The organism is Cellulophaga sp. 20_2_10 (assembly GCF_023476645.1).
GTDB lineage: Bacteria > Bacteroidota > Bacteroidia > Flavobacteriales > Flavobacteriaceae > Cellulophaga.
Genome location: NZ_JAMCOJ010000004.1, coordinates 413,037 through 439,112 on the forward strand (window position 1 = coordinate 413,037; position 26,076 = coordinate 439,112).

Annotated in this window: 25 protein-coding genes; 5 read left to right on the forward strand and 20 right to left on the reverse strand. The window is 31.0% G+C overall.

What is annotated here, in order from left to right; translation table 11 throughout:
- Nucleotides 1-20: 20 nt before the first annotated feature.
- The 13 genes from M4I21_RS10515 to mnmE all read right to left on the reverse strand — a co-directional run bounded on the left by M4I21_RS10515 (nucleotide 21) and on the right by mnmE (nucleotide 12,276).
- The gene (locus tag M4I21_RS10515; RefSeq protein WP_249559109.1) at nucleotides 21-452 is read right to left on the reverse strand and encodes a hypothetical protein; all 432 of its coding nucleotides are present in this window, start codon (nucleotides 450-452) and stop codon (nucleotides 21-23) included.
- Nucleotides 453-511: 59 nt separating this feature from the next.
- On the reverse strand, nucleotides 512-1,369 hold the full coding sequence (locus M4I21_RS10520) for a hypothetical protein (RefSeq protein WP_249559110.1): 858 nt from the start codon (nucleotides 1,367-1,369) through the stop codon (nucleotides 512-514).
- A 60-nt stretch (nucleotides 1,370-1,429) separates the two neighbouring features.
- Nucleotides 1,430-2,422, reverse strand: a complete 993-nt coding sequence (locus tag M4I21_RS10525; protein WP_249559111.1) for a hypothetical protein — start codon at nucleotides 2,420-2,422, stop codon at nucleotides 1,430-1,432.
- A gap of 15 nt (nucleotides 2,423-2,437) precedes the next feature.
- Nucleotides 2,438-2,869, reverse strand: a complete 432-nt coding sequence (locus M4I21_RS10530; RefSeq protein WP_249559112.1) for a hypothetical protein — start codon at nucleotides 2,867-2,869, stop codon at nucleotides 2,438-2,440.
- Between the two features lie 59 nt (nucleotides 2,870-2,928).
- A complete protein-coding gene (locus M4I21_RS10535) occupies nucleotides 2,929-3,798 on the reverse strand; it encodes a hypothetical protein (RefSeq protein ID WP_249559113.1) in 870 nt (289 codons plus the stop codon).
- A 197-nt stretch (nucleotides 3,799-3,995) separates the two neighbouring features.
- Nucleotides 3,996-4,529: a hypothetical protein gene (locus M4I21_RS10540; RefSeq protein WP_249559114.1), complete on the reverse strand. Its 534-nt coding sequence runs from the start codon at nucleotides 4,527-4,529 to the stop codon at nucleotides 3,996-3,998.
- 26 nt (nucleotides 4,530-4,555) lie between these two features.
- Nucleotides 4,556-5,665, reverse strand: a complete 1,110-nt coding sequence (locus M4I21_RS10545; protein ID WP_249559115.1) for a hypothetical protein — start codon at nucleotides 5,663-5,665, stop codon at nucleotides 4,556-4,558.
- A gap of 29 nt (nucleotides 5,666-5,694) precedes the next feature.
- Nucleotides 5,695-6,486, reverse strand: coding sequence for a 3-keto-disaccharide hydrolase (locus M4I21_RS10550; RefSeq protein ID WP_249559116.1), 792 nt, complete (start codon nucleotides 6,484-6,486; stop codon nucleotides 5,695-5,697).
- A gap of 160 nt (nucleotides 6,487-6,646) precedes the next feature.
- Nucleotides 6,647-6,880, reverse strand: a complete 234-nt coding sequence (locus tag M4I21_RS10555) for a hypothetical protein (protein WP_249559117.1) — start codon at nucleotides 6,878-6,880, stop codon at nucleotides 6,647-6,649.
- 139 nt (nucleotides 6,881-7,019) lie between these two features.
- Entirely contained in the window at nucleotides 7,020-7,982 is a 963-nt protein-coding gene (locus M4I21_RS10560; protein ID WP_249559118.1) for a tRNA dihydrouridine synthase, read from the reverse strand.
- 275 nt (nucleotides 7,983-8,257) lie between these two features.
- Nucleotides 8,258-9,508, reverse strand: coding sequence for an outer membrane protein assembly factor BamB family protein (locus tag M4I21_RS10565; protein ID WP_249559119.1), 1,251 nt, complete (start codon nucleotides 9,506-9,508; stop codon nucleotides 8,258-8,260).
- 236 nt (nucleotides 9,509-9,744) lie between these two features.
- On the reverse strand, nucleotides 9,745-10,176 hold the full coding sequence (locus M4I21_RS10570) for a hypothetical protein (RefSeq protein WP_249559120.1): 432 nt from the start codon (nucleotides 10,174-10,176) through the stop codon (nucleotides 9,745-9,747).
- A gap of 711 nt (nucleotides 10,177-10,887) precedes the next feature.
- Nucleotides 10,888-12,276, reverse strand: a complete 1,389-nt coding sequence (gene mnmE, locus M4I21_RS10575; RefSeq protein WP_249559163.1) for a tRNA uridine-5-carboxymethylaminomethyl(34) synthesis GTPase MnmE — start codon at nucleotides 12,274-12,276, stop codon at nucleotides 10,888-10,890.
- Between the two features lie 224 nt (nucleotides 12,277-12,500).
- Here mnmE and M4I21_RS10580 point away from each other — a divergent pair, with 224 nt between their 5' ends.
- The 3 genes from M4I21_RS10580 (at nucleotide 12,501) to M4I21_RS10590 (ending at nucleotide 16,231) form a co-directional block, all read left to right on the forward strand.
- On the forward strand, nucleotides 12,501-15,065 hold the full coding sequence (locus M4I21_RS10580) for a S9 family peptidase (RefSeq protein WP_249559122.1): 2,565 nt from the start codon (nucleotides 12,501-12,503) through the stop codon (nucleotides 15,063-15,065).
- Nucleotides 15,066-15,234: 169 nt separating this feature from the next.
- Nucleotides 15,235-15,603 carry a DUF4870 domain-containing protein gene (locus M4I21_RS10585; protein ID WP_249559124.1) on the forward strand — a complete coding sequence of 123 codons (369 nt, stop codon included), beginning with the start codon at nucleotides 15,235-15,237 and terminating at the stop codon, nucleotides 15,601-15,603.
- Nucleotides 15,604-15,727: 124 nt separating this feature from the next.
- Entirely contained in the window at nucleotides 15,728-16,231 is a 504-nt protein-coding gene (locus M4I21_RS10590) for a hypothetical protein (protein WP_249559126.1), read from the forward strand.
- Nucleotides 16,232-16,308: 77 nt separating this feature from the next.
- On the opposite strand, the gene dnaN is transcribed toward M4I21_RS10590, so the two are convergent.
- The 5 genes from dnaN to M4I21_RS10615 all read right to left on the reverse strand — a co-directional run bounded on the left by dnaN (nucleotide 16,309) and on the right by M4I21_RS10615 (nucleotide 21,089).
- Nucleotides 16,309-17,430, reverse strand: coding sequence for a DNA polymerase III subunit beta (dnaN, locus tag M4I21_RS10595; RefSeq protein WP_072302514.1), 1,122 nt, complete (start codon nucleotides 17,428-17,430; stop codon nucleotides 16,309-16,311).
- A gap of 128 nt (nucleotides 17,431-17,558) precedes the next feature.
- Nucleotides 17,559-19,226, reverse strand: a complete 1,668-nt coding sequence (gene gldG / locus M4I21_RS10600) for a gliding motility-associated ABC transporter substrate-binding protein GldG (protein WP_249559127.1) — start codon at nucleotides 19,224-19,226, stop codon at nucleotides 17,559-17,561.
- Nucleotides 19,226-19,957, reverse strand: a complete 732-nt coding sequence (gene gldF, locus M4I21_RS10605) for a gliding motility-associated ABC transporter permease subunit GldF (protein WP_249559128.1) — start codon at nucleotides 19,955-19,957, stop codon at nucleotides 19,226-19,228. The genes gldG and gldF overlap by 1 nt, the downstream gene beginning before the upstream one ends.
- Nucleotides 19,958-19,961: 4 nt before the next feature.
- Nucleotides 19,962-20,258: a putative quinol monooxygenase gene (locus M4I21_RS10610; RefSeq protein ID WP_249559129.1), complete on the reverse strand. Its 297-nt coding sequence runs from the start codon at nucleotides 20,256-20,258 to the stop codon at nucleotides 19,962-19,964.
- Entirely contained in the window at nucleotides 20,259-21,089 is an 831-nt protein-coding gene (locus M4I21_RS10615) for an SAM hydrolase/SAM-dependent halogenase family protein (RefSeq protein ID WP_249559131.1), read from the reverse strand.
- 128 nt (nucleotides 21,090-21,217) lie between these two features.
- Here M4I21_RS10615 and M4I21_RS10620 point away from each other — a divergent pair, with 128 nt between their 5' ends.
- Entirely contained in the window at nucleotides 21,218-22,171 is a 954-nt protein-coding gene (locus tag M4I21_RS10620) for a PhoH family protein (protein WP_249559132.1), read from the forward strand.
- A 9-nt stretch (nucleotides 22,172-22,180) separates the two neighbouring features.
- Nucleotides 22,181-23,131: a phosphoribosylaminoimidazolesuccinocarboxamide synthase gene (locus tag M4I21_RS10625; RefSeq protein WP_249559133.1), complete on the forward strand. Its 951-nt coding sequence runs from the start codon at nucleotides 22,181-22,183 to the stop codon at nucleotides 23,129-23,131.
- Nucleotides 23,132-23,186: 55 nt separating this feature from the next.
- Here the strand turns inward: M4I21_RS10625 and M4I21_RS10630 are convergent, their stop codons facing one another.
- Nucleotides 23,187-23,591 (reverse strand): response regulator, encoded by a 405-nt coding sequence (locus M4I21_RS10630; protein ID WP_249559134.1) that lies wholly within the window; start codon nucleotides 23,589-23,591, stop codon nucleotides 23,187-23,189.
- 5 nt (nucleotides 23,592-23,596) lie between these two features.
- The gene (locus M4I21_RS10635; protein WP_249559135.1) at nucleotides 23,597-25,891 is read right to left on the reverse strand and encodes a PAS domain S-box protein; all 2,295 of its coding nucleotides are present in this window, start codon (nucleotides 25,889-25,891) and stop codon (nucleotides 23,597-23,599) included.
- Nucleotides 25,892-26,076: the final 185 nt, after the last annotated feature.

Consider the following 26,076-nt stretch of genomic DNA (forward strand, 5'->3'; position numbering starts at 1 on the left):
TTTTTTTAGACGAAAATAAATCAGTCTATTTTTCTACCTTCAAGGTTAACTCCTGCTATTTTTTTAAGCTCGTATGTCATATGTTTAGGAATACTAATCTGTAAGTCTTGAATAACATAACTATGGTGTACACGTGTCCATTCTTTACTTATTATTGTTAGAGTATCGTTGGTTTCTACAACCTTAAATGCTAATGTTTCCGTATCAATTTTTTTAGGAGCTGTTTGTCTTCCGTGGTATCTTAAACTAGATAAATTACCTTTTACTTTAATAATTACAAGCGTATCATCTGTTTTTTTAACAGTAACACCATTATCGCAATAACATTCTATAATAAGGAGCTTTTTATTTTTTGCTTCTAGTTTTTGAGTTATAAAATCGTTTATAGAAATATCCTGTCCTTTACAAGATACGGTTAAGAGTAGCAATAGAATAAAGTAAAATTTGTTCATATGTAATTCATCTATTTTAAATATTTGTTAGTTATAGTTAAAACAATATCATGCATATTTTATAGCTCTATATCATCTGTAACTAACTCTTCTGTAGCTACATTAGTATGAAACTCTTTAAGTAACTCAAAAACATAATCGGCATTACCCTCATGATGTCTTCTAGCCCAAAAAGTATATAAATACCAAATTCTGTCTTCTAATTCTAAAAATCCTTGACGATCATAACTAGTATAGTTTTCATATTTTAAAATTGATTGTACTTTTTCTGAGGCATTTTCAGAAACTAGCTCTAGAGTTTTTGTTCTATTTTGCGCTACACCTAGAGTGTATATTTGAGCCATTAAATCTTCTTGTCCTCTTAAGTCTTCATAAATTAATAAAGAAGCTTTTAACATTGCCTCTGATCCAGATTCTTTATAAATATTATTATTTTTAAATAAGCTATAAATATTGTCTTTTACTTGAGGAGTTAGAATTTTTCTTAAATTCTCGGGACTTCTATCTACTTTTAAGATTATAAAGGAATAATACATCTCTTTTGTTTCAAAATCAACAACCCTTCCATAGGGGTAGAAAGCACGACTGCTTATTATAGCTCTGTATGCATCATAACTTTTAAGATCAAAATCATCAAAAACATACTGAATCATTTCTTTTTTATCAGAAAGAATGTCTAAACTTTCTGCTATTATAAAGCTCATGGTCTTTTTCATTTCTAGACTTTCAGATTTCTTATTTTCAAGGTTTTCTTTAGATTTTTTAAGCTGTTCATTATACTCTTCTAGAGAGGTGTTTATTATTTTTTGATGCTTAATTTGATTCTCTAATTCAGTTATTTTATCACTAGTAATAGTGTCTTTATTGCAAGACACTATTACTAAAAGTAATAAACATACTATTAATTTTTTAGTCATTTGGGTATTGGTTTAGTGTGGTTATTGTAAGTTACAGATTTGTTTATTGGTCTGTAAAAGTTATTCTTTAGTATTCTTAATTAAAGTATATTCACACCCATAAACATCCATCATTTCTCTAATTAAAATGAATTTTTTGTTGGGGCTTTCATAAATTTCATAAGGCATTAATAATGTTTTATTATTTGTAAACCATCTAGTATACCCTTTTTTAAACTTTATATTCTCAAATGCGTTAACAGTAAAATAAGATGTGCCTATCCAGTGTTGGGTTCTTCCTCCAGTAGCATATAAACCGCCAGACATAGTGTTTTTTTGCCATTCTTCTTTATGAAAATAGTCTAGATTGGTTTTCTGGTCTAATTCTTTAAATTGCATGGTGTTATTTTCTCCGTAATTTTCTGAAACAGAAAAACTATCGTCAACAGTAATGTAGGACCATACATCTTGCTTTAGGAATGTAACTTTAAGTAAGTTTTTATTAGTGGTACTATCAGTTACATAGCTTGTTGTTGCAGAATCACTATTCTCTGCAATTTCTCTAGCTTCTGCTTCGCTATAAGTTTTGTTATCATTTTTTAAATGTATTGGTTTTAGTGTTTTATCACCATTTATAAGAAAACTTAAATAGTAATCTTCTTTTGCATATACAAGATAAGAGTTGTGCTGAAATACATATGTATTTAAAAAAGAAATAGAGTCTAAAACAGTGCCAGATTGGTCTATTCTATAAAAACTTGTTACAATACTATCTTTATTATTGTTTAATTCTGTATTTGTTTTTAAGCCTATTATGGAGTCATTAACCCTAAAAGCAAATTTCTCGTTAAAACTTTTAAAAGTTGTAATACTTAGGTCTTTATTTGTTATGCTATCTAAGGTTTTGTAGTTTTTATATTTTTCCGGTAATTCCTCTATACTATATGGTTCTGAATTTTTTTTAGAAATACCTTTTTGTTGCGTATCTATGCTTTCTTTACTAGGTTTTAAAAAATACAGAAGAGTTATTATTACTGCCCCGAAACCAATAAATACCCTAAAATTGTTTTTCATAATGCATCTACTAAATTATTCTATTTTTCTACCTTCGAGGTTAACTCCTACTATTTTTTTAACCTCATATTTCATATGTTTAGGAATACTAATATGTAAGTCTTTAATTAGATATCTATGGTGCATTTGTGTCCATTCTTTACTTATTATTGTTAAAGTATCGTTGGTTTCTACAACTTTAAATTCTAATGTTTCTGTATCAATTTTTTTAGGAGCTGTTTGTTTTCCATGGTATCCTAAACTAGATAAATTACCTTTTACTTTAATAATTACAAGCGTATCATCTGTTTTTTTAACAGTCACACCATTATCGCAATAACACTCTATAATAAGGAGCTTTTTATTTTTTGCTTCTAATTTTTGCGTTATAAAATCGTTTATAGAAAAATCCTGCCCGCTACAAGATGCGCTTAAGAGTAGCAGTAGAATAAAGTAAAATTTGTTCATATGTAATTCATCCATTTTAAGTATCCTTTAGTTCTAGTTAAAACAATATTATGTACAGTTTATAGCTCTATATCATCTGTAACTAACTCTTCTGTAGCTACATTAGTATGAAACTCTTTAAGTAACTCATAAACATAATCTGCATTACCTTCATGATGTCTTCTAGCCCAAAAAGTATATAAATAAGAGACTCTACTTTCTGAAGTTAAGTAATCTTCAATTTTATAACTAGTGTAGTTTTCATACTTTAAAATTGATTGTACTTCTTTTAAATCTCTGTCATTAAACGTTTTAGAAACTAACTCAGACAGTTTATCATAATCTTCTTCTTTAGCTACGGAATATATTTCTTCCAATATATATTCATACCCTTGTAAGTCTTCATAAACTAATAAAGAAGCTTTTAACATTGCCTCTGATCCAGATTCTTTATAAATTTTGTTATTTTTAAATAAGTTGTAAATATTGTCTTTTACTTGTGGAGTTAGTATTTTTCTTAAATTCTCGGGACTTCTATCTATTTTACAAATTATAAAGGAATAATAATCATCTTTTGTGTCAAAAGTGCAAAAATCTTGGTAAGACAAGAAAGAAAAACTATTTGCAATACCTCTACGTACATCATAATTTTTAAGGTTAAAATCATTAAAAATATACTGAATCATTTCTTTTTTATCAGAAAGAATGTCTAAACTTTCGGTTATTATAAAGCTGATGCTCTTTTTTATTTCTACACTTTCAGTTTTCTTATTTTCAAGGTGTTTTTTAGAATTTTTAAGACTTTCATTATACTTTTCTAGAGAACTATTTATTATTTTTTGATGCTTAATTTGATTCTCTAATTCGGTTATTTTATCCTTGCTGTTTTTGTCATTGTTACAAGACGCTATTACTAAGAGTAATAAACATACTATTGCTTTTTTAATCATTTGGGTATTGGTTTAGTGTGTGGTTATTGCAAATTCTAGGTTTGGCTATTTTAAAAATAAAGAAACCATATATTAGTCAATACTAAACAAATTAGCGTACGTATTTAGCAGGCAATTAATATTCGTAAGTGTTTATTGTATTTTAGTATAATTATAGGCCTTAAACTAAAATTTAGAGATGCATATCTAGGTATAAATTAGAGTACTCTTCTATTGTTGTTGATAGCATTCTTGTAGGTTTCTGAATTTTTTTGCTTTAGTTCTAAAGCCAATTCTTTACTATATGTATTTCCTATTTCTTGCCACTTTTTTATTTGGGTAGCGCTTAATTTTATTTCACGGACTTGGTTTGCAATACCTCCAAGAAAAACCCACAAATAATAATCATTGTTAGTAGTTTTTCTAAATATAAAAGACCAATCTTCCCAATCTATAAGGGTTTCTTTAGATTGTAGTAGCTGTAATTGTAGTTCCGTAATAGTTATGGAATTAGTAAGGGCAGTTAACTCAAAAAAATCTTTAGTACTATTGGTAACATAGTTATATATGTCGGTTTTGTTTTTATCAGATAACTTAAAATCATCCTTTAAAAAAAGAACCAAATCTTCTACATCTGTAAAGTTTAGATGTGTTGTGTAATAATAGAATTTGTCTTGCCAGGTTTTATAATCCGCAGTGATTTTAGATAAAATCCATTTATCACTTTTTGTATATACTAAGTCTAGAGGCATTATTGTTTTATACTTTACTGCTTAAGTTATAATTTAGGAAGCAATACTTCTTGAAAATATTTATAATAAATTTCATTATTATAATATTTAGAGTTGTCGTTATTTAAAACAAATAACAGCTCTTTATCTGGTAAAAAATATAAAATATGGCCATCAAAACCATCATCCATAAAAAATGTATTTTTATCTTCGGTGTACAGAATTTCAATATAGTCAGATCTGTAACCAGCATGATCTTTAAGTACACGTAAAGATTCTTTAGCGTATTTATTTTTTATATATATTTCTTCTTTAACTGGGGTTTCCCGTAAGTCTTTTAGTAATGTTACAAGAGAAGAATCTTTTACAATTGAAAAATCAAAAAGCAAATCATTAGGATCGTAAGTGTACCTAAAATTATTAGGTTGTTGTTTTGTATACGCCACAACGGTATCTATTAATGAATTAAAATATCTTGGGAAATGTACAGGAACAACATTGTGTAATTTTTTCCAATTTAGTTCTATTTTGTTTTCATCATTTAAATGTTTTGCCATACGTAGTATGTCAATATTTTCATAGAACAGTTCTGTTGTTGTACTGTTTGCATTATGACTTGGCATTTTCTGGCTCAGAAAAAGATCAAAGCCTTTTTTTATGTTATTATATGTAAAGTGAATTATTTCAAATCCAGATATAATGCTTGTGCTGTCTGCGTAATCAACTCTATCATGTTGCTTTATTAATTTTTCTTTAGTTATGGCTAAGGAGTCTTCACTAGGTAAAAAAAACAAATACGTATTTCTTATACCATCAGCCCTTAAATCTTCTTGGTTGCTAAAAAATCGTATTGGATTATAGTTGTTCACCTCTTCCGTAATAATTAAATCTCCTACCTTAACTCTATATGTACCAACACCACCTTTAATTGCTCTATAATTTACAGGAACAAATAATTTTTTATCATCTAGGGTTACATATGCACAAACAGATGGTTCTGATAGTAAATTTTTAATATCAGCATCTATAGGTATTTCTAGTACGTCTTCTACATCTGGATTAATGTAAAAAGTATCATAACTTGTATTTAGTTCTACACAGCTAGTACCTAGTAAAATACAGCTTAATGTTAGTGTTAATTTTAAGTAGAGTTTCATTAGTTATCAATTAGGTGTAGGAGTATTTTTTATTCTAGTTCTTTAATCATAATATTTTTAAATACAATACCTTGGCCCTCTGCTTGTAGTGCAATGTAGCCGCTAGTTAGGGGAGTGCCATCAATTTTAAGTTCTGGGTTATAGCCACGAACAACACCACCACCAATTTTTGGTTTGGTATATTCTAATACTTTTACACCGTTTACTTTGTGTATAATTAAAGAATCTCTGTAGACAATAAGTTCACCTTGTACCCATTGGTCCCATTTGTATGTTTTAGAAGTAGATCTAACACAGTGGCTAGCTTCATTTTTTCCTTTAAAAACGATATCTGTACCAGGAGAGCACATATTACCCGTTGGTCTTGGTTCCCCTTCTTTTTCTTCTGCTAGTATTTGGTATTCTATAGATATAGGCCAATCTTGTTCTTTTAAAATGGTTTTAGGATCTTGAGAATGAAACATGATACCGCTGTTTCTGTACGTAAATTTTGGAGCATCTTTTAACCATTGATCCGTAAACTTGTATTCAAATTTAAGATGGTATGATGAAAATGGCTCATTATAAAATAAATGTCCATTACGTTTATCAAACGTTGTATAATCATCATAATTAACAACTATAGTACCGTTAGCTGCTCTAAACGTATTTGCGTAATTGTCTCCGGTTACGTGGTGGTTTAATTTAGGAGTCCAACCACTTAAATCCTTACCATTAAACAGACTACGCCATTCCCCTTTATTATTTTTAACTTTTTTACTACCACAAGAAATGGCTATTACTATTATTAATGCCGTTAAGCACGTATGTACTAGTTTCATTATGGTGGTTTTTTAAAGTAAAGTTGTAATTGTTTAGGTGAAATTTACTACTAATATATGTATTTAAAAATATAGGAGCAATTTCAGGTATAAATGGTATAAATGGTATAAGATTTATAGAGATTTCTCTTTTATAAAGTATACTTAGTTCTGGTTTGGTCTATTGTTTTTGTAGCCACATTCTAATTTCTTTACGCAAAGAAACTTCAGGTTTTGGCAAAGGTATGGTTTGTCCAGACTGTTTACTTCTATTAAATTTAGAATAGTTGGCTTTTAGTTTTTGCCAAACTTTAGGGTACAATTCTAAAAACTTATTAAAAAAACTCTGTTCATTCACTTGCCCTTCTAATTTAGAAAGTACTTCTTTAAATTTCTGCTCTTGTTCTATAATCATTTCGTTATTATTCAGTAATAAATTAGTGATTTTATATCTTATTTTCCTTTGCTTTTACTGCCATAATTAATTGAGTAGGCCAGTTGTTTTAAGGAAACTTTTTAATTGCGCTACAAATATCCTTATAATTTGTAGATCATTAAAGACTATTAATTTTCTTTTCTGTATGTATAATTAAGTCCACCGCTTGTTTATATTTTACAGGGTTAGAAGCCTTTTTAATTGCTTTGTATGCCTTTTGCGGATTAGATGTAGACTTGGAAAAGAACTCCCAAAAACCTAACATTTTCATTTTTATAGGTGTTGGCCCAGACAAGAACTCATTGTACTGTTGGTAAATAGTATCGTGAAATTCTTCAAAAATAGACCATCGGTTTTCAGGGTATTCCATAGTATTATTTTTTATCATACTTGGCAAAAATGGATCTGTAATTAACCCACGACCAATCATAAAATGCTGTATACTTGGAAACTGTTCTTGCATTTTTTTAAACTGAGCAACTGTAGTTATATCACCATTATAATACAATGTATGTTTAGCAACATCTACACATTTTTGAAAACCTTCTAAATCTACACCACCTTTGTATAGTTGTTTGCCTAGTCTTGCGTGTATAGCAATATTTTTAAGCGGATATTTATCTAGAACAGAGAATGCATCTAATATTTCATTGCTATTCTCGTATCCAAGTCGCATTTTCATAGAAATAGTGACATTTGTCTCACTATGGGCACGATCTAAAATATGATCTATTTTCTCTGGATTGCATATAAGCCCAGATCCCATACCGCTATTGGTAACCATTGGGTAGGGGCAACCCAAATTCCAATTTAGCTCTTTATAACCTAGAGATTCTATGTATTTAATAGTATATATAAACTCATCTGCATCTGCAGTCATTACCTGTGGTATTAACTCTAAAGATGTATTTACATCCGGATTTAAATCTCGTTGGTAAGAGCCTTTTATTACCATTTTTTTATTAAACCTAATATACGGAGCATAGTAAGTATCTATACCACCAAAAAACTTTTGATGTGCATTTCTAAAGTTATAATCTGTAAAGCCTTGTAAAGGGGATGATAGTAGTTTGTATTGCATTAATAGGTTTTAAATCTTGCAAAGATAAAGCTTATTGTTGTTAGGCTCTTTTTAAAAACCAAGATGCGCTACTAATTTAGTTCAAGTGTTTTTTGTTTTTGCTGAAATTAAATACTCAAAATATTAAATCTAATATTCTCGTAACTTCAACTCATTACTTAATTTCTTAGAGTCGAAACTACTTCTAACAGTCAGGTATATAAAATCCAGCCCAAAAAATAAGGAGGTAACTTTTTGGTTTGGTACAAACGCCTAATATATTTTTACATTGTTATCTATAGTTCTTTGTTGGTAATGGCATAGAACCAACCTTCTCCACTACCAATATATAACGTTCCATTTTTATCAATACTTGGTGTAGCGTAGATACTACCATTGTCAGATTCCCAGGCAGTTACTTGTTTATGTGCTGGCTTATTTGTGTTTTTATGATCTCCAAGAAATAGTTGCCAGACCAATTTATTATTTTTTATATCGAACGCATTAAAACTACCATCAAATCGGCCTAAATACAACATATTATTGGCAATAACAGGTGAAGACCAATGAGGAAAAGTAGATGCTCCCATTTCATATCTATCCATTGTTTTTCCATCTTTTAAACTTAAAACACACAGTTCGTTTGAGTATGGATCTCCATAATAAATTAAGTTATTTAGTATGGCTACAGAACTTCTAATATTACCATTATAATCCTCATCATTTTTAGAGGCTCTCCAAATTAATGCACCATTAGTTGTATTGTAAGCATATATTGCTGGAGTATCATAGTATGTAGAACGACTAAAAGGAACAATTAATGTATCACCAGAAATTGTGGGAGCAGCATAGATACTATTAAAGTCTTTTCCGTATTCACCTTCAAATTCTACTTGTACTTTCCAAATAATAGTACCTTTTGTATCCAAACACGCAATAATACCCTCTTCAAAAGTAGCATAAATGTATTTTTTATCTGCTGCTAATCCTCCTCTAACATTAGAATTGGCGACCTTACTTTCTTTTATTATTTTGCCAGAATCTTTATCTATTATTAAAATGATACCATCTGCATCACCTATAATAACAGAGTTGTTCACAATTAATGGTTGTGAGTAGAGTTCTTTTTCTCTTTTAATACGCCATAATTCTTTTCCGTTCTTAGCATTAAGGCACCTTAAAAAGCCATCATCGCCTGTTGCATAAATTTTATTTTTTGAAAAGGCAACACCACAAGCATCTTTTAAAGTTTTAAAGTGCCAGTTTATTTTTCCTGTAGCTGCACTAATACTGTATATACCATCTAAACTATCAGATTTATTATGTTCGCTGCCCGAGCTTCCAACAAAAATTGCATCGGAATTAATAACACTATTATTTAAGTAACCTTGAATTCCAATGTTCGTTTTCCATTTAATTTCAGGGTTTCTAATTTCGGGTCTATCTACTGCAGCAGTTCGTAAATTATTAGCCTGAAATGTGTGCCATTTAGTGGAGCTACACCCCGTTAAAATAAAAATCAGAAATAAATAAACAGATATTTTCATTTTTTTTAGCTTTTAGTACTTGTAGGTAATGTGTTTGTATATAGTGTGTTGTGTGGTTTAAGTGTCAAATTTAATACATATAAACGATATAGAAAGCCAAAAGTTCCTATGCTGTGGGATATATAAATAGGGGAGGACTAGCAGTTACTTGTATATGGTGCTGATATTTTGTTTTTATAGACCGTTTGTTTATCTATTTTATTTATACGATTATACATAAAAAACAGCTAATTGCCTTATGTTATTAATTCCTTAATTTTTATTAAGTCATTACTATTCGTTGTTTTTATTTTAACCGTAATCAAGCTATTATGTAGTACGCGATGCTTAATACCTTTTAAAATTAAACGGTCATTATCTATAAAAGATTCATCTAATGTAATGGTCATTGCTTTTTTCTTATGTGCTATGTTTCTTTTAATGAAATGGTGAAAATAAGATCCATTTTCAATAAGTATTCGGTCTTCATATATCTTCATTGTTCCAGACCAAAAAGCCATTTTTAAATTTTCAGTATCTCTTATTTCTAAGTTGTAAAATTGAGCTATTATTTTTTTATTACTTAAATCTTTATTTAAGTTTTCAGTATTTCTTGCAGTAAAAACTAATCCAATAATACCAAGTGTTATAAAGAGCGTAATAAAAAATAGTGGTATTAATGTGTTCATTTTAATGATATCTGAGTGGTCTGACTACTAGTTGCTACTAGGTTTAAACACCTAAGTTAGTAAATGCAAACCGAATATGAAATCCGGTAGCACCTAAGCTTTAAGTTTTACTTTAAAGTTACGTTATACTCAACTATAAAATTAGCTTTATTCTCAAGCATTAAACTTTAATATGTAAAACCTTTATCTACTACACTTATATTTATACTTCGATTATATTAGATTATAATGAATGCATTGGACTGAGTATCGAAAGCTAAATTAGCTATACGTTATACGTTTTTTTTAATAGAAAATTCTGATTTTATAAATTGTAAATCCATTAATTCATTTAAATTATTCACAAAAAACGATTGTATTTCTATTAAATTTTGTCATTTTTTACAAGGGTAACAGTTAGGTCTGTATTGTAAACGAGAGTAAATATATGTACAATTTACTCTCGTTTTTTATTTAGAAGTAAAGATTACCCTCGTATAATTATAAAGTCTAATCATATTGTGTATTTAGTATTTGCATTTTCTTTAAAACTAAATTTTTATGTTCATTTTAAAGTAAAACAAATACCAAAATATAATTATAGTATACCTTTTAGGGTGTAGCTTGCACTAAAGTAAAATAAGTTACAATTGAGGTGCAAAAAGTTGTATAATGGACTACATCTAAGTTTTTATTTAAACTTAGAACACTACTATTTAACGTTAGTGCTATTTACTTCCCAATACAAAAATTAGCAAAAATATTACCCAGAAGTTCATCATTAGAAACCTGTCCTGTAATTTCCCCTAAGTGGTACAACGCATCTTTAAGGTCTATAGACAGTAAATCTCCAGAGATACCACCATCCATACCAAGTTGTACTCTTTCTATACCTTCTAAAGATTTTAGTAAAGCATCATAATGTCTGGTATTGGTAACAATAGTTTCGTTATTACGCAACGCACCCGTATTTACAAACTCTAGAAGTTTGTTTTTTAAGGTTTCTACACCATCACCTGTTTTAGCAGATATAAATAGGGTAGCAGGTATTTCTGTTTCTATAGCTTCTATTTGTTCTGGCGTGTATAAATCTTTCTTATTGGTAATTACAACAAGTGTTTTTAACGGAAACTGATTCTTTATTCGCTCAATTTCTATTTTAATACTTTCTAAGTTTTCTATAGCGGGTGTAAGCGGACTTAAATATAACACAACCTGTGCTTGTTCTATTTTTTCAAACGTTTTTTTAATTCCAATACTCTCAACCACATCTTTAGTTTCGCGTATACCAGCCGTATCTATAAACCGAAACCCTATACCACCAATAGCTATTTCGTCTTCAATAGTATCTCTTGTGGTCCCAGCAATATCACTTACAATAGCGCGGTCTTCGTTTAAAAAGGCATTTAATAAGGTAGATTTACCCACATTTGGTTCGCCCACAATAGCAACCGGAATCCCGTTTTTAAGTACGTTACCAACTGCAAAAGAATCTATTAATCGTTTTAAAACGTGTTGTATTTTAGTTAACAGTGTTATAAACTGTGTACGGTCTGCAAATTCTACATCTTCCTCTGCAAAATCTAATTCTAACTCTATTAAAGAGGCAAAATTTAAAAGTTCTTCTCGTAGTTTTTTAATTTCTGATGAAAATCCGCCACGCATTTGCTGCATTGCAATTTGGTGACTAGCCTCATTATCAGACGCTATTAAATCTGCTACAGCTTCGGCCTGACTCAGATCTATTTTTCCGTTTAAAAAGGCACGTAGTGTAAACTCACCAGCATCTGCCATTTTACAACCATTACGTAAAAATAATTGTATAATTTGTTGCTGTATGTATTGCGATCCGTGACAAGATATTTCTATTACATTTTCACCCGTATAAGAGTTTGGTCCTTTAAATAACGATACCAAAACTTCATCATACACCTTAGCGCCATCTACAATATGTCCCAAATGTATGGTGTGCGTTTTTTGCTTGGTTAAATCCTTGTTGCGTATAGACTTAAACTTAGCATTAGCTAAAGTAATTGCGTCTGGCCCAGAAAGCCTAATAACTGCTATGGCACCAGCGCCAGAAGGTGTTGCTAATGCAACTATTGTATCTTGTGAAAACATAAATGCAAAAATACAAATTATTAAAGTTGATGTACATTCATTTTTCATTAAATAAAAACAGTAAATAACAAGAGGGCGTAAGGTGTAACTTGTTAAATATGTGGTAAGGACTTAAAAAAGCAACTATGCATCTTAACAAAACGTTAAATGTAAGCTTGTTGTAATGTGTAATGATATTTTTGTTAGCAACTAATAAAAACCTAACGAACTCAAAAATCTAAAAAATGATTAAAAAAATTACCTTGTTGCTCTTGTTCACTGTATGTACTGCAGTAACATTTGCGCAAGAAGAAACTAGCAATGTGCCAACGCCAGATTATAGGCAAGCGGCAAAATTTTCACCAGATAATTTAAAAAAAATAGTGCACTCTACCACAGTGCGTCCTAATTGGTTAAAAAAAGGAAATAAATTTTGGTACCAGTACAAAACTACAGAAGGAGCTAATTATTATTTAGTTGATGCCGATAGAGGTACAAAAACCAAATTGTTTGATAATGCTAAAATGGCAAAATGGCTTACTTTAATTACGAAAGACCCTTATGATGCTAAGCATTTACCGCGACTAAGCTTTAAATTTGTTAAAAACGAAACGGCTATCCGTTTTAGAGTAACTTCTAAAGAAAAAGTAGCTGTTGTTGATGATAAAAAAGAAGAAAACGACGAAGATAAAGGAGAAGAAAATATAGAAAAAAATGTAGAGAACGATACTATTACTAAAGACTCTACTACGGTTAAAAAGCCTAAAAAAGCACCTAAAAAAGAGAACAAAGTATACTATTTAGAGTATAAATTGGGTGGTAATGGTTTAACTATTATCAACAACAAAAAAGAAGACGAAAATTTTAAACGTTGGGCTAATATTTCACCAGATAGTACAGTTGTATTATTCTCTAAGCAACACAATTTGTATTGGATGGATAAAGTCAACTTTTTAAAAGCTATTAAGGACGAAAAAGATACTACTATTGTAGAACACCAATGGACTAGAGACGGCGTAGAGAACTATAGTTATGGTGGTGGCTCTTGGGGAGAAAACAACGAGACCAAAGAAGAGAACAAAGACAAGCGCAAAGGGATAAGAGGACAATGGTCTCACGATTCTAAAAAGTTTGTATACCAAAGATCTGACGCTAGAGATTTAAAAGATTTATGGGTTATAAATTCTGTGGCTAAAAAAAGACCAACTCTAGAAACGTATAAATACCATATGCCAGGAGAAAAGGAATTTTCTACATCAGAGATTTTAGTTTTTGATATACCTGCAAAAGAGGTGCTTTCTGTAAAATTAGATTCTACCGTACAACAAAGTATAAGCGTATACAGTGCACCAACTAAAAAAATGAATAATCGTGATGATTTTCAGCCAGCATTACTACTTTCTAAAAAAGGTAAAATATACTTTAGTAGCACAAGCAGAGATCGTAAAAAAGTAGCTGTTAATGTTGCAGATATTAATACAGGCGAGGTTAAAACCCTGATTACAGAAGAACTTAATACCTATGTAGAGGCTAAAGACATTGTTTTGTTTAATAACGAACAAGAAATTATTCAATGGTCAGAGAGAGATGGTTGGGCACATTTTTATTTGTATGATGCAGATGGGAATCTTAAAAACCAAATTACAAGCGGTAGCTATCATTCTAATAGTTTTGTTGGTGTAAATGAAAAAGAGCGAACACTTTATTTTACAGCAAATGGTGTAACACCAGATCAGGATCCTTATTTTGAGCACCTTTTTAAAATTAATTTAAATGGTACCGGTTTAAAAAATCTTAATAAAGGAGATTTTACCACTAGCACGAGTATGGCAGATTCTAACAGTTTTTTTGTTAGCAACTACTCTAGAGTAAATACAGTTCCTAAATCTCAACTTAGATCTAATAATGGCAGGGTTGTTTTAAAATTAGAAGAAGCAGATTTATCTGCGCTTATGGCAACGGGTTACAAATTCCCAGAACCTTTTAAAGTTAAGGCAGATGATGGTATTACAGATCTTTATGGTGTAATGTACAAGCCTTTTAATTTTGATGAAACTAAGAGTTACCCACTTTTAGAGTATGTATACCCTGGACCGCAAACAGAGGCTGTAAACAAATCTTTTTCTGTTTCTATGAACAGGTTAGATAGGTTGGCACAAGTTGGTTTTGTAGTTGTAACCTTGGGTAACAGAGGTGGCCATCCAGACAGGTCTAAATGGTACCACAATTACGGGTATGGTAACTTAAGAGATTATGGTTTAGCAGATAAAAAGTATGTTGCAGAGCAATTGGCAGATCAGCATTCTTATATAGATATTTCTAAAGTAGGAATCTTTGGTCACTCTGGAGGCGGATTTATGTCTACTGCAGCAATGCTTGTATATCCAGACTTTTTTAAAGTAGCAGTTTCTTCTGCTGGTAACCATGATAATTCTATCTACAACAGTTGGTGGAGTGAAACGCACCACGGAGTAGAAGAAGTTAAAGATGCAGATGGTGTTATTAGTTATAAGTATGATATTGATAAGAACCAGACTTTAGCAGCAAACTTAAAAGGAAAATTAATGTTGGTAACGGGCGATGTAGATAATAATGTACACCCTGGAGCTACTATTAGAATGGCAAATGCATTAATTAAAGCAAATAAGAGATTCGATTTTATGATGATGCCTGGTCAAAGACACGGTTTTGGTAGTATGACGGAATATTTCTTTTGGTTAAAAGCAGATTATTTTAGCAAGCACTTTTTAGGTGTAGAAGCTACTAATGTAGATATGTTAGAAATGAATAGAGCTGTTCCTAAGCACTAATTATAAAGAAACATAATAAGTTATTTAAGCGTCTGTATTGTAACAAATACAGGCGTTTTTTTGTTTTTAGATCGATGAATATTTTGTGGTTAAAATAAAATTTTGAGTTTTAATGTAACATTTTAAACAATTATGCTACTGATATAGTATAACATCAAAATCAATCAAAATGGAAATCATCAATCAACACAAAACAACAACTAGATCTGATAACGGCTTACTAGCTATTACACATTTAACACAATTGTTACATTATTGCACAGGAGTAGGGGGCTTTATAGTTCCGTTGGTACTTTGGTTAACAACAAAGGACACTGTAAAAGGTATGAACGAGCACGGAAAGTCTATAGTTAACTTTCAGCTGAGCTTACTATTATACATTGTACTTAGTGTTCCAGGCATATTACTATTTGGCTTAGGGCTGTTAGGATTCTTATTTGTAGGTATAATTGGGTTTGTAATGCCCATAGTAAATGCCGTAAGAGCAGCAAATGGCGAAGCACCTAGTAAGTTTATGACGATCTCTTTTATATCATAACATATTAGAAATAAATAGATTATATAATCTACCTCTACATTTTATTTGGAGGTAGATTTTTTTTGTTTTTATATCAGATTTATAGTCTAATTTTGCAGCACACACATTAACTATAATATAAATTATGAAGAAAATTGTAATGGCAGTAATGCTAGTAGCTTTTAGTGCAACAAGTTTAGTAGCACAAGAAGAAAAAACAGAGAAAGTAGAGAAAACAGAAACTACAGAAACTACTGAAGAGACTCTAAAAGCAGAAGAGGCGGCAAAAATAGCGGCAGCAGCAAAAGCTGAAGAAGCAGCTAAATTAGCAGAGAAAGCTGCGAAACAAGCAGAAAAAGAGCAGAAGGCAGCTGATAAAAAAGCGAAGAAAGAAACTAAAGAGATTAAGAACAAAGAAAAAGAGGCTAAAAAAGCAGCTAAACTTAAGAGTTCTATTGCAAAGCAAAATAAAAACATTTCTAAAGTAGAAAGAAAAATAGCGAAGCAAGAGAACAAGTTATCTCAAGATTCGGCAGCGGGTAAATTATCTCCTGTAGCTATAGAAAAGCTAAAATCTTCTATAGCAAAATCTAAACTTAAATTGGTAAAAGAAAAAGTAAAGCTTAATAAATTAGAGCGTAAGCAATAGTTTAGTTTTAATTTTAGGGAATAAAAAAAGAGGACATAATGTCCTCTTTTTTGGTTTTTTATATTGGGTATTTTCGTTTATCCGTTGTTAAGCATAACTGGCATAACAAGCATTGTTACATGCTCGCCTTCATCTACACCATCAATAGGTGTTAAAATACCTGCTCTGTTTGGTAAACTCATTTCTAATGAAACATCATCAGAATTTAAATTCCCTAGCATTTCTACTAAAAAACGAGAGTTAAACCCTATTTGCATATCGTCTCCTTGGTAAGAACACGTTAAACGTTCTTCTGCTTTATTGCTGTAATCTATATCTTCAGCAGAAATATTTAGTTCTGCACCAGCAACCTTTAAACGTATTTGGTGTGTAGTTTTGTTAGAGAAAATAGAAACACGTCTAACAGAACTTAAAAGCTGAGTTCTAGAGATGCTAAGTACATTAGGATTCTCTTTTGGGATTACAGCTTCATAGTTAGGGTATTTACCGTCAATTAACCTACAGATTAACTCTGTGTTGTTAAAAGTAAATTTAGCGTTGCTTTCATTGTACTCTATAGTAACATCGTTTTCACTACCACCAAGTATACCTTTTAACAATGTTAACGGTTTTTTAGGCATAATAAATTCTGCTACCTGACTAGCTGTAACATCTGTACGTTGGTATTTTACAAGTTTGTGTGCATCTGTAGCAACAAACGTTAAGTTCTCTGGAGAAAACTGAAAAAATACACCACTCATTACAGGTCTTAAATCGTCATTACCAGCTGCAAAAATAGTTTTGTTAATAGCAGTAGCTAAAATATCACCTAAAATAGTTGTTGTACTAGGGTTAGATAATTCTACAGCGTTAGGGAATTCTGCACCGTCTACATATGCCAAAGCATACTTACCGTGGTTAGAACTAATTTCTACCGTATTATTTTCTTCTACAACAAACGTTAATGGTTGCTCTGGAAACGTTTTAAGGGTTTCTAATAATAGTTTTGCTGGTAAAGCAATTGTACCCTCATTATCAGAATCTACTTCTAAAACAGAACTCATTGTAGTTTCTAAATCAGAGGCAGAAACAGTAAGACTGTTTTGCTTTAATTCAAACAAAAAATTATCTAAAATTGGTAATGTGTTACTATTATTAATAACACCACCTAAAACTTGTAATTGCTTTAACAAATAAGTACTAGATACTATAAATTTCATCAGCTATATAATTTTCTTCATTTATGGTTAGGCTCTCAAATGCCTTAAGTTCTTCTTAAAAATCTTAAAAAATCCTTGAAACAAAGATATTTTAATTGTGCTTTTAACGAAAACAAACTTATTAACACTTATTTACCGTATTTCTGTTTTCTATAATAATTAAATATAAAACCAAAAAGCAGCGTTAAAACCACTGGTAATGCTATGTTTATAAGTTGCCACTTTGTTTTTTGCGTCGCTATTTTTTCTTTATCAAGGAATGGTACAGCTACTTTTTTAGTACGGATGTTTATAAGTCCACTATCATCTAGCAGGTAATTTAGGCTGTTCACCATAAATTCTTTGTTCCCGTAAGCATTGTTTGTCCATTTGTCATAACCAAGTTCTAAAGGCTTTCCTTTGCTCACTTGATTCTTAATAACATCACCATCTGCAATAACCAACATTTTATTTGGACCACCAACTTCTTTGTTGTTTTCTATTTTAAAAGGCTTAACACGATTGGTAAAAACCGATTTAAAATTACCCTCTACAAGAACCACTAAAGGTTTATTACCATTATTGTATTCTTCTTTATTAGGACTCTTTGTAGTGCTTTCTAAACTAATAATATTAGGTGTGCCAACTACAGCAGACAAAGGTGAACTATAGTATAAAATTGTCTTTTTTAAATCGTTATTATCTAAAAGGTCTATTGTGTTTGCAAACTGAAAGCGCAAAGCTTCTAAATTGTTATTAATAGGATGATCGTTTCTAGAGAAAACCATAGGATTAAATGGCCAGGGAACTGGATTGTATTGCGAGTTATTACCATCTCCATTCGCCAGTACAATTTGTGTAGCATAGATGTCTTTTACCAATACCGGGTTTACACGTAAACCATATTTAAAGAAAAAGTCTTTTAAGTTTAAATCTCTTGGATACGCTAAAGATTTGCCCTCTTCATTATACAAGCTGTCTAGTTCCATACTAACGTTATCTATAAGCCACATAGATTTTCCGCCCTGTACCATAAACTGGTCTAAAACATACTTTTCTTTATCTGTAAAAGCTTCTGTTGGCTTGGCAATAAGGGCTAGGTCGTATTTCTGTAATTCTTTTAATGTTTTTTGAGGATTGGTAGCTACAGAATCTAACGTAAATGCTCCAATATTATAATACTCTCTTATCGTAGATAAATAATCTGCTAAGTTAATATCTTGTAATTCGCCATTACCTTTTAAAACTGCAATTCTCTTTTTTTCTTTAATGTTCAGCTTTGTAAAAGCATCTGCAAAAGAATATTCTAAATGCTGTATGGAGTTGGTAACACGATCTTCTGCTGTAGATCCTAATTTGTTTTTAAGCAAAGCAACTTTAACGGTTTTATCATTATAGTTAACCATTGCCCAAGGAAAAACAAACTCCTGAGATACTTTTCCGTTTTCTTCTACAGTTACATTAGCAGGTGTTAAGCCTAACTTCTGCATTTCTAAAATGGCATTATCAGATGAGCCTGTAGTTTCTAAAGGATTTATAAAGTTAAATTTTATATTATTGTTTTCTGCAGCAAATTCTTCTAGTATCTGTTTGGTTTCAAATTTTAATTTTACAAATTCTGCTGGTAATTCGCCCTCTAAAAGAACATCAATTATAACAGGATTACTAAATTCTTGTACCGTTTGTAACGCAGCAGTAGATAAGGTGTACCTACTATCTTCGGTAACATCTATTCTTGTATATATAAAGCTAGATACTATGTTAAGGAGTACTAAGGCTATAAAACCAATAGCTACGGAGGTGAGTGTCTTTTTCATTATCGGTTTAAGTTTTTAAGTTGTACCACAGTTAAAAACAAGAAAAAGACAGTTAATGTAATAAAATAGACTAAATCTCTTGTATCTATAACACCGCGTGCAATACTTTCAAAATGCGCTTTCATTCCTAAAGAAGCTATAGCTACAGCAGTGCTGCCCTCGGTAAATAAAGTGCTAATTCCTTGAAAACCGTAAAAACAGACAAAGCAAAGTATAAGAGCCAGTAAAAAGGCAACAATTTGGTTTTGTGATAGGGTCGAGGCAAATATACCAATAGCCGTATAACTAGACATTAAAAATAGTAAACCAAAATAAGAGCCAAAAACTACGCCCATATCTAAGTTACCAACCGTTGTACCTAGTTCTGATATGGTATAGACATATAAAAAGGTTGGTATTATAGCTATAACCACTAAAGTTAAAGTTCCTAAAAACTTACCAAAAACGGTTTGCCATAAAGATATTGGCTTTATAAAAAGGAGTTCTAAGGTTCCTGTTTTGCGTTCTTCAGAAAAACTCTTCATTGTAATAGCGGGTATTAAAAACAAAAATACCCAAGGCACTAGAAAAAAGAAACTGCTAAGGTCTGCAAAACCGTAATCAAAAATATTATACTCTCCTTTAAAGACCCATAAAAACAGGCCGCTAAATATTAAAAATAAGCCTATGACCATATAGCCAATAGGGGACGTAAAAAACGATTGTATTTCTCGTTTGTAAATGGCGTACATCTAGTTAATTTAAGGTTTCATTTTTATTTACAGTCCAAGCCTCTGGCTTAGCTGCAAACAATACTTTGGTTTTTGCCCAAACACTTGTAAATAAATCTGAGTGTCTGTAACTATCTAGGGCAGTCTCACTATCCCAATAACTATATGTGAAAAATATAGCAGGATTGTTTTTGTCTTGGTACAACTCTAGGAAATTACAGCCTTCAAAATTTCTGATAAAATGTTTAGACTCGTTAAATATGTTTTCAAAGCTAACAATATTTTCAGTTTTAAACGTCAATTTTACAATGCGTACTATCATTTATAAAAAATTAATGGTTACGGTGTCTCTATAATCTAACCCCAATAGGGTAGATGCGCCACCAACTGTAGTTAAATTACTTTTGTAAATAGCCAATTCTAAAAACAAGGACGAGTTAAATAAGGCTAATAAATCTCCAGGACCCTTGCGGTAATTTTCATCAATTTCATAATTAATAATATCACTGTATTTATTAAATATCTGTTTTAAGACTTTACCACGCACTCGTACTTCATAATCCCTACCATTTCTATAAGCATCAAATAAGTTTTTTTGGATGTTACTTACAACATTACCGTAATTGTCTATGTAAACAATGTTTCCTATAATGGTATTACCACCATCTACTAGCTGCGGTACAAAATCTTTAAATGTATTTAAATCTTTAAAAGGTTTGCCAACAACTTCCATTTTTCCGCCTCTAACTAAATGACAAGCAGCTTTTACAAATACATCGTACGTTGGGAATGGCCCGTCTTTTGTATCTGGTATGTTAATAGAAACAATGTTGTCTGGTTTAATTTCAGAAGTTATTAAACAAACAACACCATTGTTAGCACTTATAAAATAGTGTCCGTCTACATACGTTATAATATGCTCATTTTCTTTGGTTAATTCAGCATCTACCCCCACAATGTGTATAGTGCCTTTAGGAAAGGTTTTATAAGAGTTTTTAAGAATGTAGGCACATTCCTGAATATTAAAAGGATTTATACTATGTGAGACGTCTACAATAGTAGCGTTTTCCAATTCGCTAAAAATTGCACCTTTTAATGCGCCAACAAAATGGTCTTTGTATCCAAAATCAGTAGTTAGTGTTAGTATTGTCATTTATGACTGTTGATATGTTTTTTACCGTGGTGCAGTGATTTTGATTAAATTTGTTATACAAAATTACATAAAAAAATAGCCAACTGAAATTTATATTTACGTCCTAACCTTTTAATACATTTTTTCATTTGAACGAAATCATAATTGAACTCACAGAAATAAGTCCTAGAGAATTTTTTGGGCATCAAAATGCGCATATAGATTTACTGAAAAAATACTTTCCAAAACTGAAGATTGTTGCACGTGGTAGCAAAATTAAAGCTTACGGAGATGATGAGCATTTAGAAGAATTTGATAAGCGTTTAGCGATGCTTATGACACATTTTGCCAAGTACAACAAAATAGACGAAAATGTTATAGAAAGAATTTTTACTAGCGAAAGCAAAGAAGACTATGCTACAACACAAAGTAGTGGCGATGTTTTACTACATGGCGTAAGTGGTAGACTTATAAAAGCACAAACTGCGAACCAACGCAAATTAGTAGAAGCAGCTAGAACAAGCGATATGGTTTTTGCTATTGGTCCTGCAGGTACGGGAAAAACGTATGTAGGTGTGGCTTTGGCAGTTAAGGCGTTAAAAGAAAAACAAGTAAGACGTATTATTTTAACAAGACCTGCTGTAGAGGCTGGAGAGAACTTAGGTTTTTTACCGGGCGATTTAAAAGAAAAACTAGATCCGTATATGCAACCTTTATATGATGCTTTACGAGATATGATTCCTGCAGAGAAATTAGCGCATTACATAGAAAATGGTACCATACAAATTGCACCAATGGCTTTTATGCGCGGTAGAACTTTAGACAATGCTTTTGTTATTTTAGATGAAGCACAAAATACAACGCACGCCCAAATGAAGATGTTTTTAACACGTATGGGTAAAAATGCAAAGTTTTTATTAACAGGAGATCCAGGACAAATAGATTTACCACGTAGAATAATTTCGGGATTAAAAGAAGCTTTGCTAGTTTTGTCTAATGTAGAGGGAATAAAAATTATTTATCTAGACGATAAGGATGTCGTGAGACACAAATTGGTTAAAAAAGTAATAGAAGCATATAAAAATATAGAGCATCAAAATTAACACATACTAATGAATACAATTACAGATACCAATTTTAAGTTTCCTAAGCAGGTTAACGTTTACAAAGGAAAAGTTAGAGAAGTATATCGTTTAGAGGATGATATTATGGTAATGGTAGCAACAGATAGGCTTTCTGCTTTTGATGTGGTTATGCCAAAAGGAATACCATACAAGGGGCAAATACTAAACCAGATTGCCACTAAAATGATGAACGAAACTGCGGATATAGTTCCAAATTGGTTATTAGCAACACCAGATGCTAATGTTGCTATTGGTCATGCTTGCGAACCTTTTAAGGTAGAGATGGTTATTCGCGGTTACATGTCTGGCCATGCAGCTAGAGAATACAAGGCAGGCAAAAGAATACTTTGTGGTGTAGCAATGGCAGAAGGTTTAAAAGAGAACGATAAATTCCCAACACCCATAATTACACCTGCAACTAAAGCAGAAATGGGAGATCATGATGAAGATATCTCTAGAGAAGATATTATAAAACGTGGAATAGTTTCTGAAGAAGATTACAAGCAACTAGAGGCATACACCTATGCTTTATTTAACAGAGGTACAGAAATAGCGGCTAAAAGAGGATTAATTTTAGTAGATACTAAATATGAGTTTGGAAAAACTAAGGATGGTAAAATTGTATTAATTGATGAGATACATACACCAGATTCTTCTCGTTATTTTTATACAGACGGCTATGCGGAGCGTCAAGAAAAAGGAGAAGCACAAAAACAGCTTTCTAAGGAATTTGTACGCCAATGGTTAATTAGCAATAATTTTCAAGGTTTAGAAGGACAAACAGTACCTGTAATGTCAGATGAATATATTGCAACTGTATCTGAAAGGTATATAGAATTATACGAAAACATAACAGGAGAAACTTTTGTAAAAGCAGATGTTACCAATATACAAAGCCGTATAGAAACCAATGTTTTAGCGTGTTTAAAGACACTATAAAATACAGTTGATAAAACAATAAAAGACCGTATATATACGGTCTTTTATTGTTTTATTAAACCTCTAAACTTTCAATAATAGTTTTTAATTGTCCGGGTTTAATAGGCTTTATAATGTAACCGTTAATTTCGGCTACACTGTTAGCACGTTCTATATCTACAGGATCTACAGAAGAAGAAACCATATAGACCGTTATTTTTTTGTCAATTTGTGGTTTTACCTTTGTGTATTCTTCCATAAACTGAAACCCATCCATAATGGGCATATTGTTATCTAAGAAAATAACATCTGGTAAATCAAAATTGTTTTTTAGATTCTCTAGCATAAAATTTAAGGCTTGTTCTCCGTCAGAAAAAACCATTATTTTTTTTGCTAAATCCAGTGCTTTAATTGTTTTTACTATTGTAAATTGATAAATGTCATCATCATCAATAATACATACGTTAAAATGGTTTTTCATAATGTTTAGTTTAGTGTTAAGATGAATGTGGTTCCTTTGTTTACTGTACTTTCTGCAGTGATAATACCACCTAATGATTCGATTTGTACTTTGGTCATAAACAAACCAATACCTTTTGCTTGCGGATGTCTATGAAAAACTTTGTTTAGACCAAATAATTTATGTCCGTGTCTTTCTAGATCTATTCCAAGACCATTATCAGCTATGGTTAAGGTAACTCTGTTTTTTACAAGAAAGGATTTTAATGTTATTTCTGGTATACGATCTGGTGATCTATATTTTAAAGCATTGCTAACTAAGTTTAAAAATATGCTCTCTAGATATACCTTGCTGTACAAGATTGTTGGTACTTTAGAAAAATCGCTTTTTATTATTGCTCCAGTTTCGCGTATTTCTCCAGTTAGTATTTCTGTTGTTTTAAGTAAAGCGTCTTCAAACTTTAATTTTTTTAATTCTGTTGGTGCTCCATTAGATGTTTTTAAAGCTTCAACAAGTGTGTCTAATGTTTCTGTTAAATGACCAACAACGATCTCAAACTTCTCAAATAAAATAGCTTTATCTTCTTCATCCTCAGAGGTATTGTAAAAGCCTAAAAGGGAGTTAAGGTTACTTACTGGTGCGCGTAAATTATGAGATGTTATATGTGCAAAGTCCGCTAATTGTCTATTTTTATTAAGTAAATTATCAGTTAATACTTCTAACCTTTCTTTAGATTTTAAAATTTTATATTCGGCTTGTTTTTGTTCTGTTATATCTCTAATTGCAACAGAAATTAATAAACCTTCCTCGGTTTCTAAAGGAGATAAATTTATCTGAATAGGAATTTTTTCTTTTCGGTTGTTAACTGCAAAATACTCCTCACTACATTCAACTTTATTTGTTTTAGCACTTGTATAAAAATTATTATTACTGGTTTCGTACTTGTGCATAAACTTATCTGGGATAAGAAGTTCTATAGGTTTGTGATGTAATTCTATAGACGGGTAACCAAATAATTTTTCTGCCTCTTTATTACTTATTTGTATTATTCCATTTTCATCTATAATTAGCATAGCATCAGGAGCTGACTCCAATAGACCTCTAAATTTTATTTCTGCCATTCGTAACTGTGTTACATCTTGGCAGGTCCCCATCATTTCAATTGGTTCTCCTAATTCGTTTACTATTAACTCTCCTAGTAAATGAACTGTTTTTACGGTTTTATCTTCTAAAACAATGCGGTGTAATACATCTGTAAAATTATTTTCTTTTACCGTATTTTCTATAAAATTAGAAACATTTCCTCTATCTTCAGGATGAATGTGATTAAAGTATGTTTCAAATGGTATTTTGGGATGTAATATAGGATCTCTACCAAAAATACTATACATATTTGTAGACCAAGAAATATCATTGGTAATCATATTCCAGCTCCAATTACCCATCATAGTAATTTGCTCTGCGTAGTTTAAGAGTTGGTTCTTTTTTATAAGTTCGTTTTCAGCTTTTTTACGGTCTGTTATGTCATAAAAAATTCCCAAAACACCTAAATACTCATCTAAATCATTTTTAATAGGAGTTAAAGATAATTCTACAGGAAAAAGATCTCCGTTTTTTTTACGAAAAGTCCATTCTCTAGTATCTTTAATATTTTGCAACGATAGTTCGTAGAATGGATTATAATTCTTGATCCCCTTCTTATTATACTTTGCGGCAAATTCTTTGCTTACTGCTTTAAGCTCATTTTGTAGTAAGATTGAAGTAGGGACCATTTTGTTAATAACTTCTTCAGCTGTATACCCTAACAATTCTTCTGCACCAGAATTAAATTGTCTAACATTACTTTGTTTGTCTACAGAAACAATAGCTACTGCACTAGAGTTAATTATAGAGTAAAGTTCAGAATTAGTGCTTTGTAGTGCTCTTTCAGTATTTCTTTTACTTGTAACATCCTGAAAAATTCCATAAACCTTTTTTACAACTCCATTTTCTATATCTGCTAAGCCAATTTTACGGACAACAATTACATTTTTATTTGTAGTGCATAATTCTAGCTCTACATCAAAACTAACCCCATTAGTTATAAGGTTGGTCATTAATTTACCCAATTCTTCTGCATCGGACTTTCGCTGAAAAAAATTATAACTTTCTTGGTGACTTAATAAAAAGTCATGGGGTACGCCAATAATATCACAAGTAATATTATCTATAATGTAAGTTTCAGTTTTTATATCTAATTCCCATAACCCTATTCTTGCTGCATTATTAATGCGGTCAAGTGTATGTTTTATTTTAGGATTATCTTTAATTGCCTTGTGCATTTTAATTTTTATTATAAGATAAATTATTCTTTTGTAGGGGGAATACAATCTTCTAAAAATAACTATTTTATTGAAACTATGAGCTGTTGTTCATCAGAAATGTTTTTTTTGTTTATTTATTTTCGATGAACTACATTTTAAATTTAGATAAATACGACATCAAGGGATGTTATTCTATTTGTTAA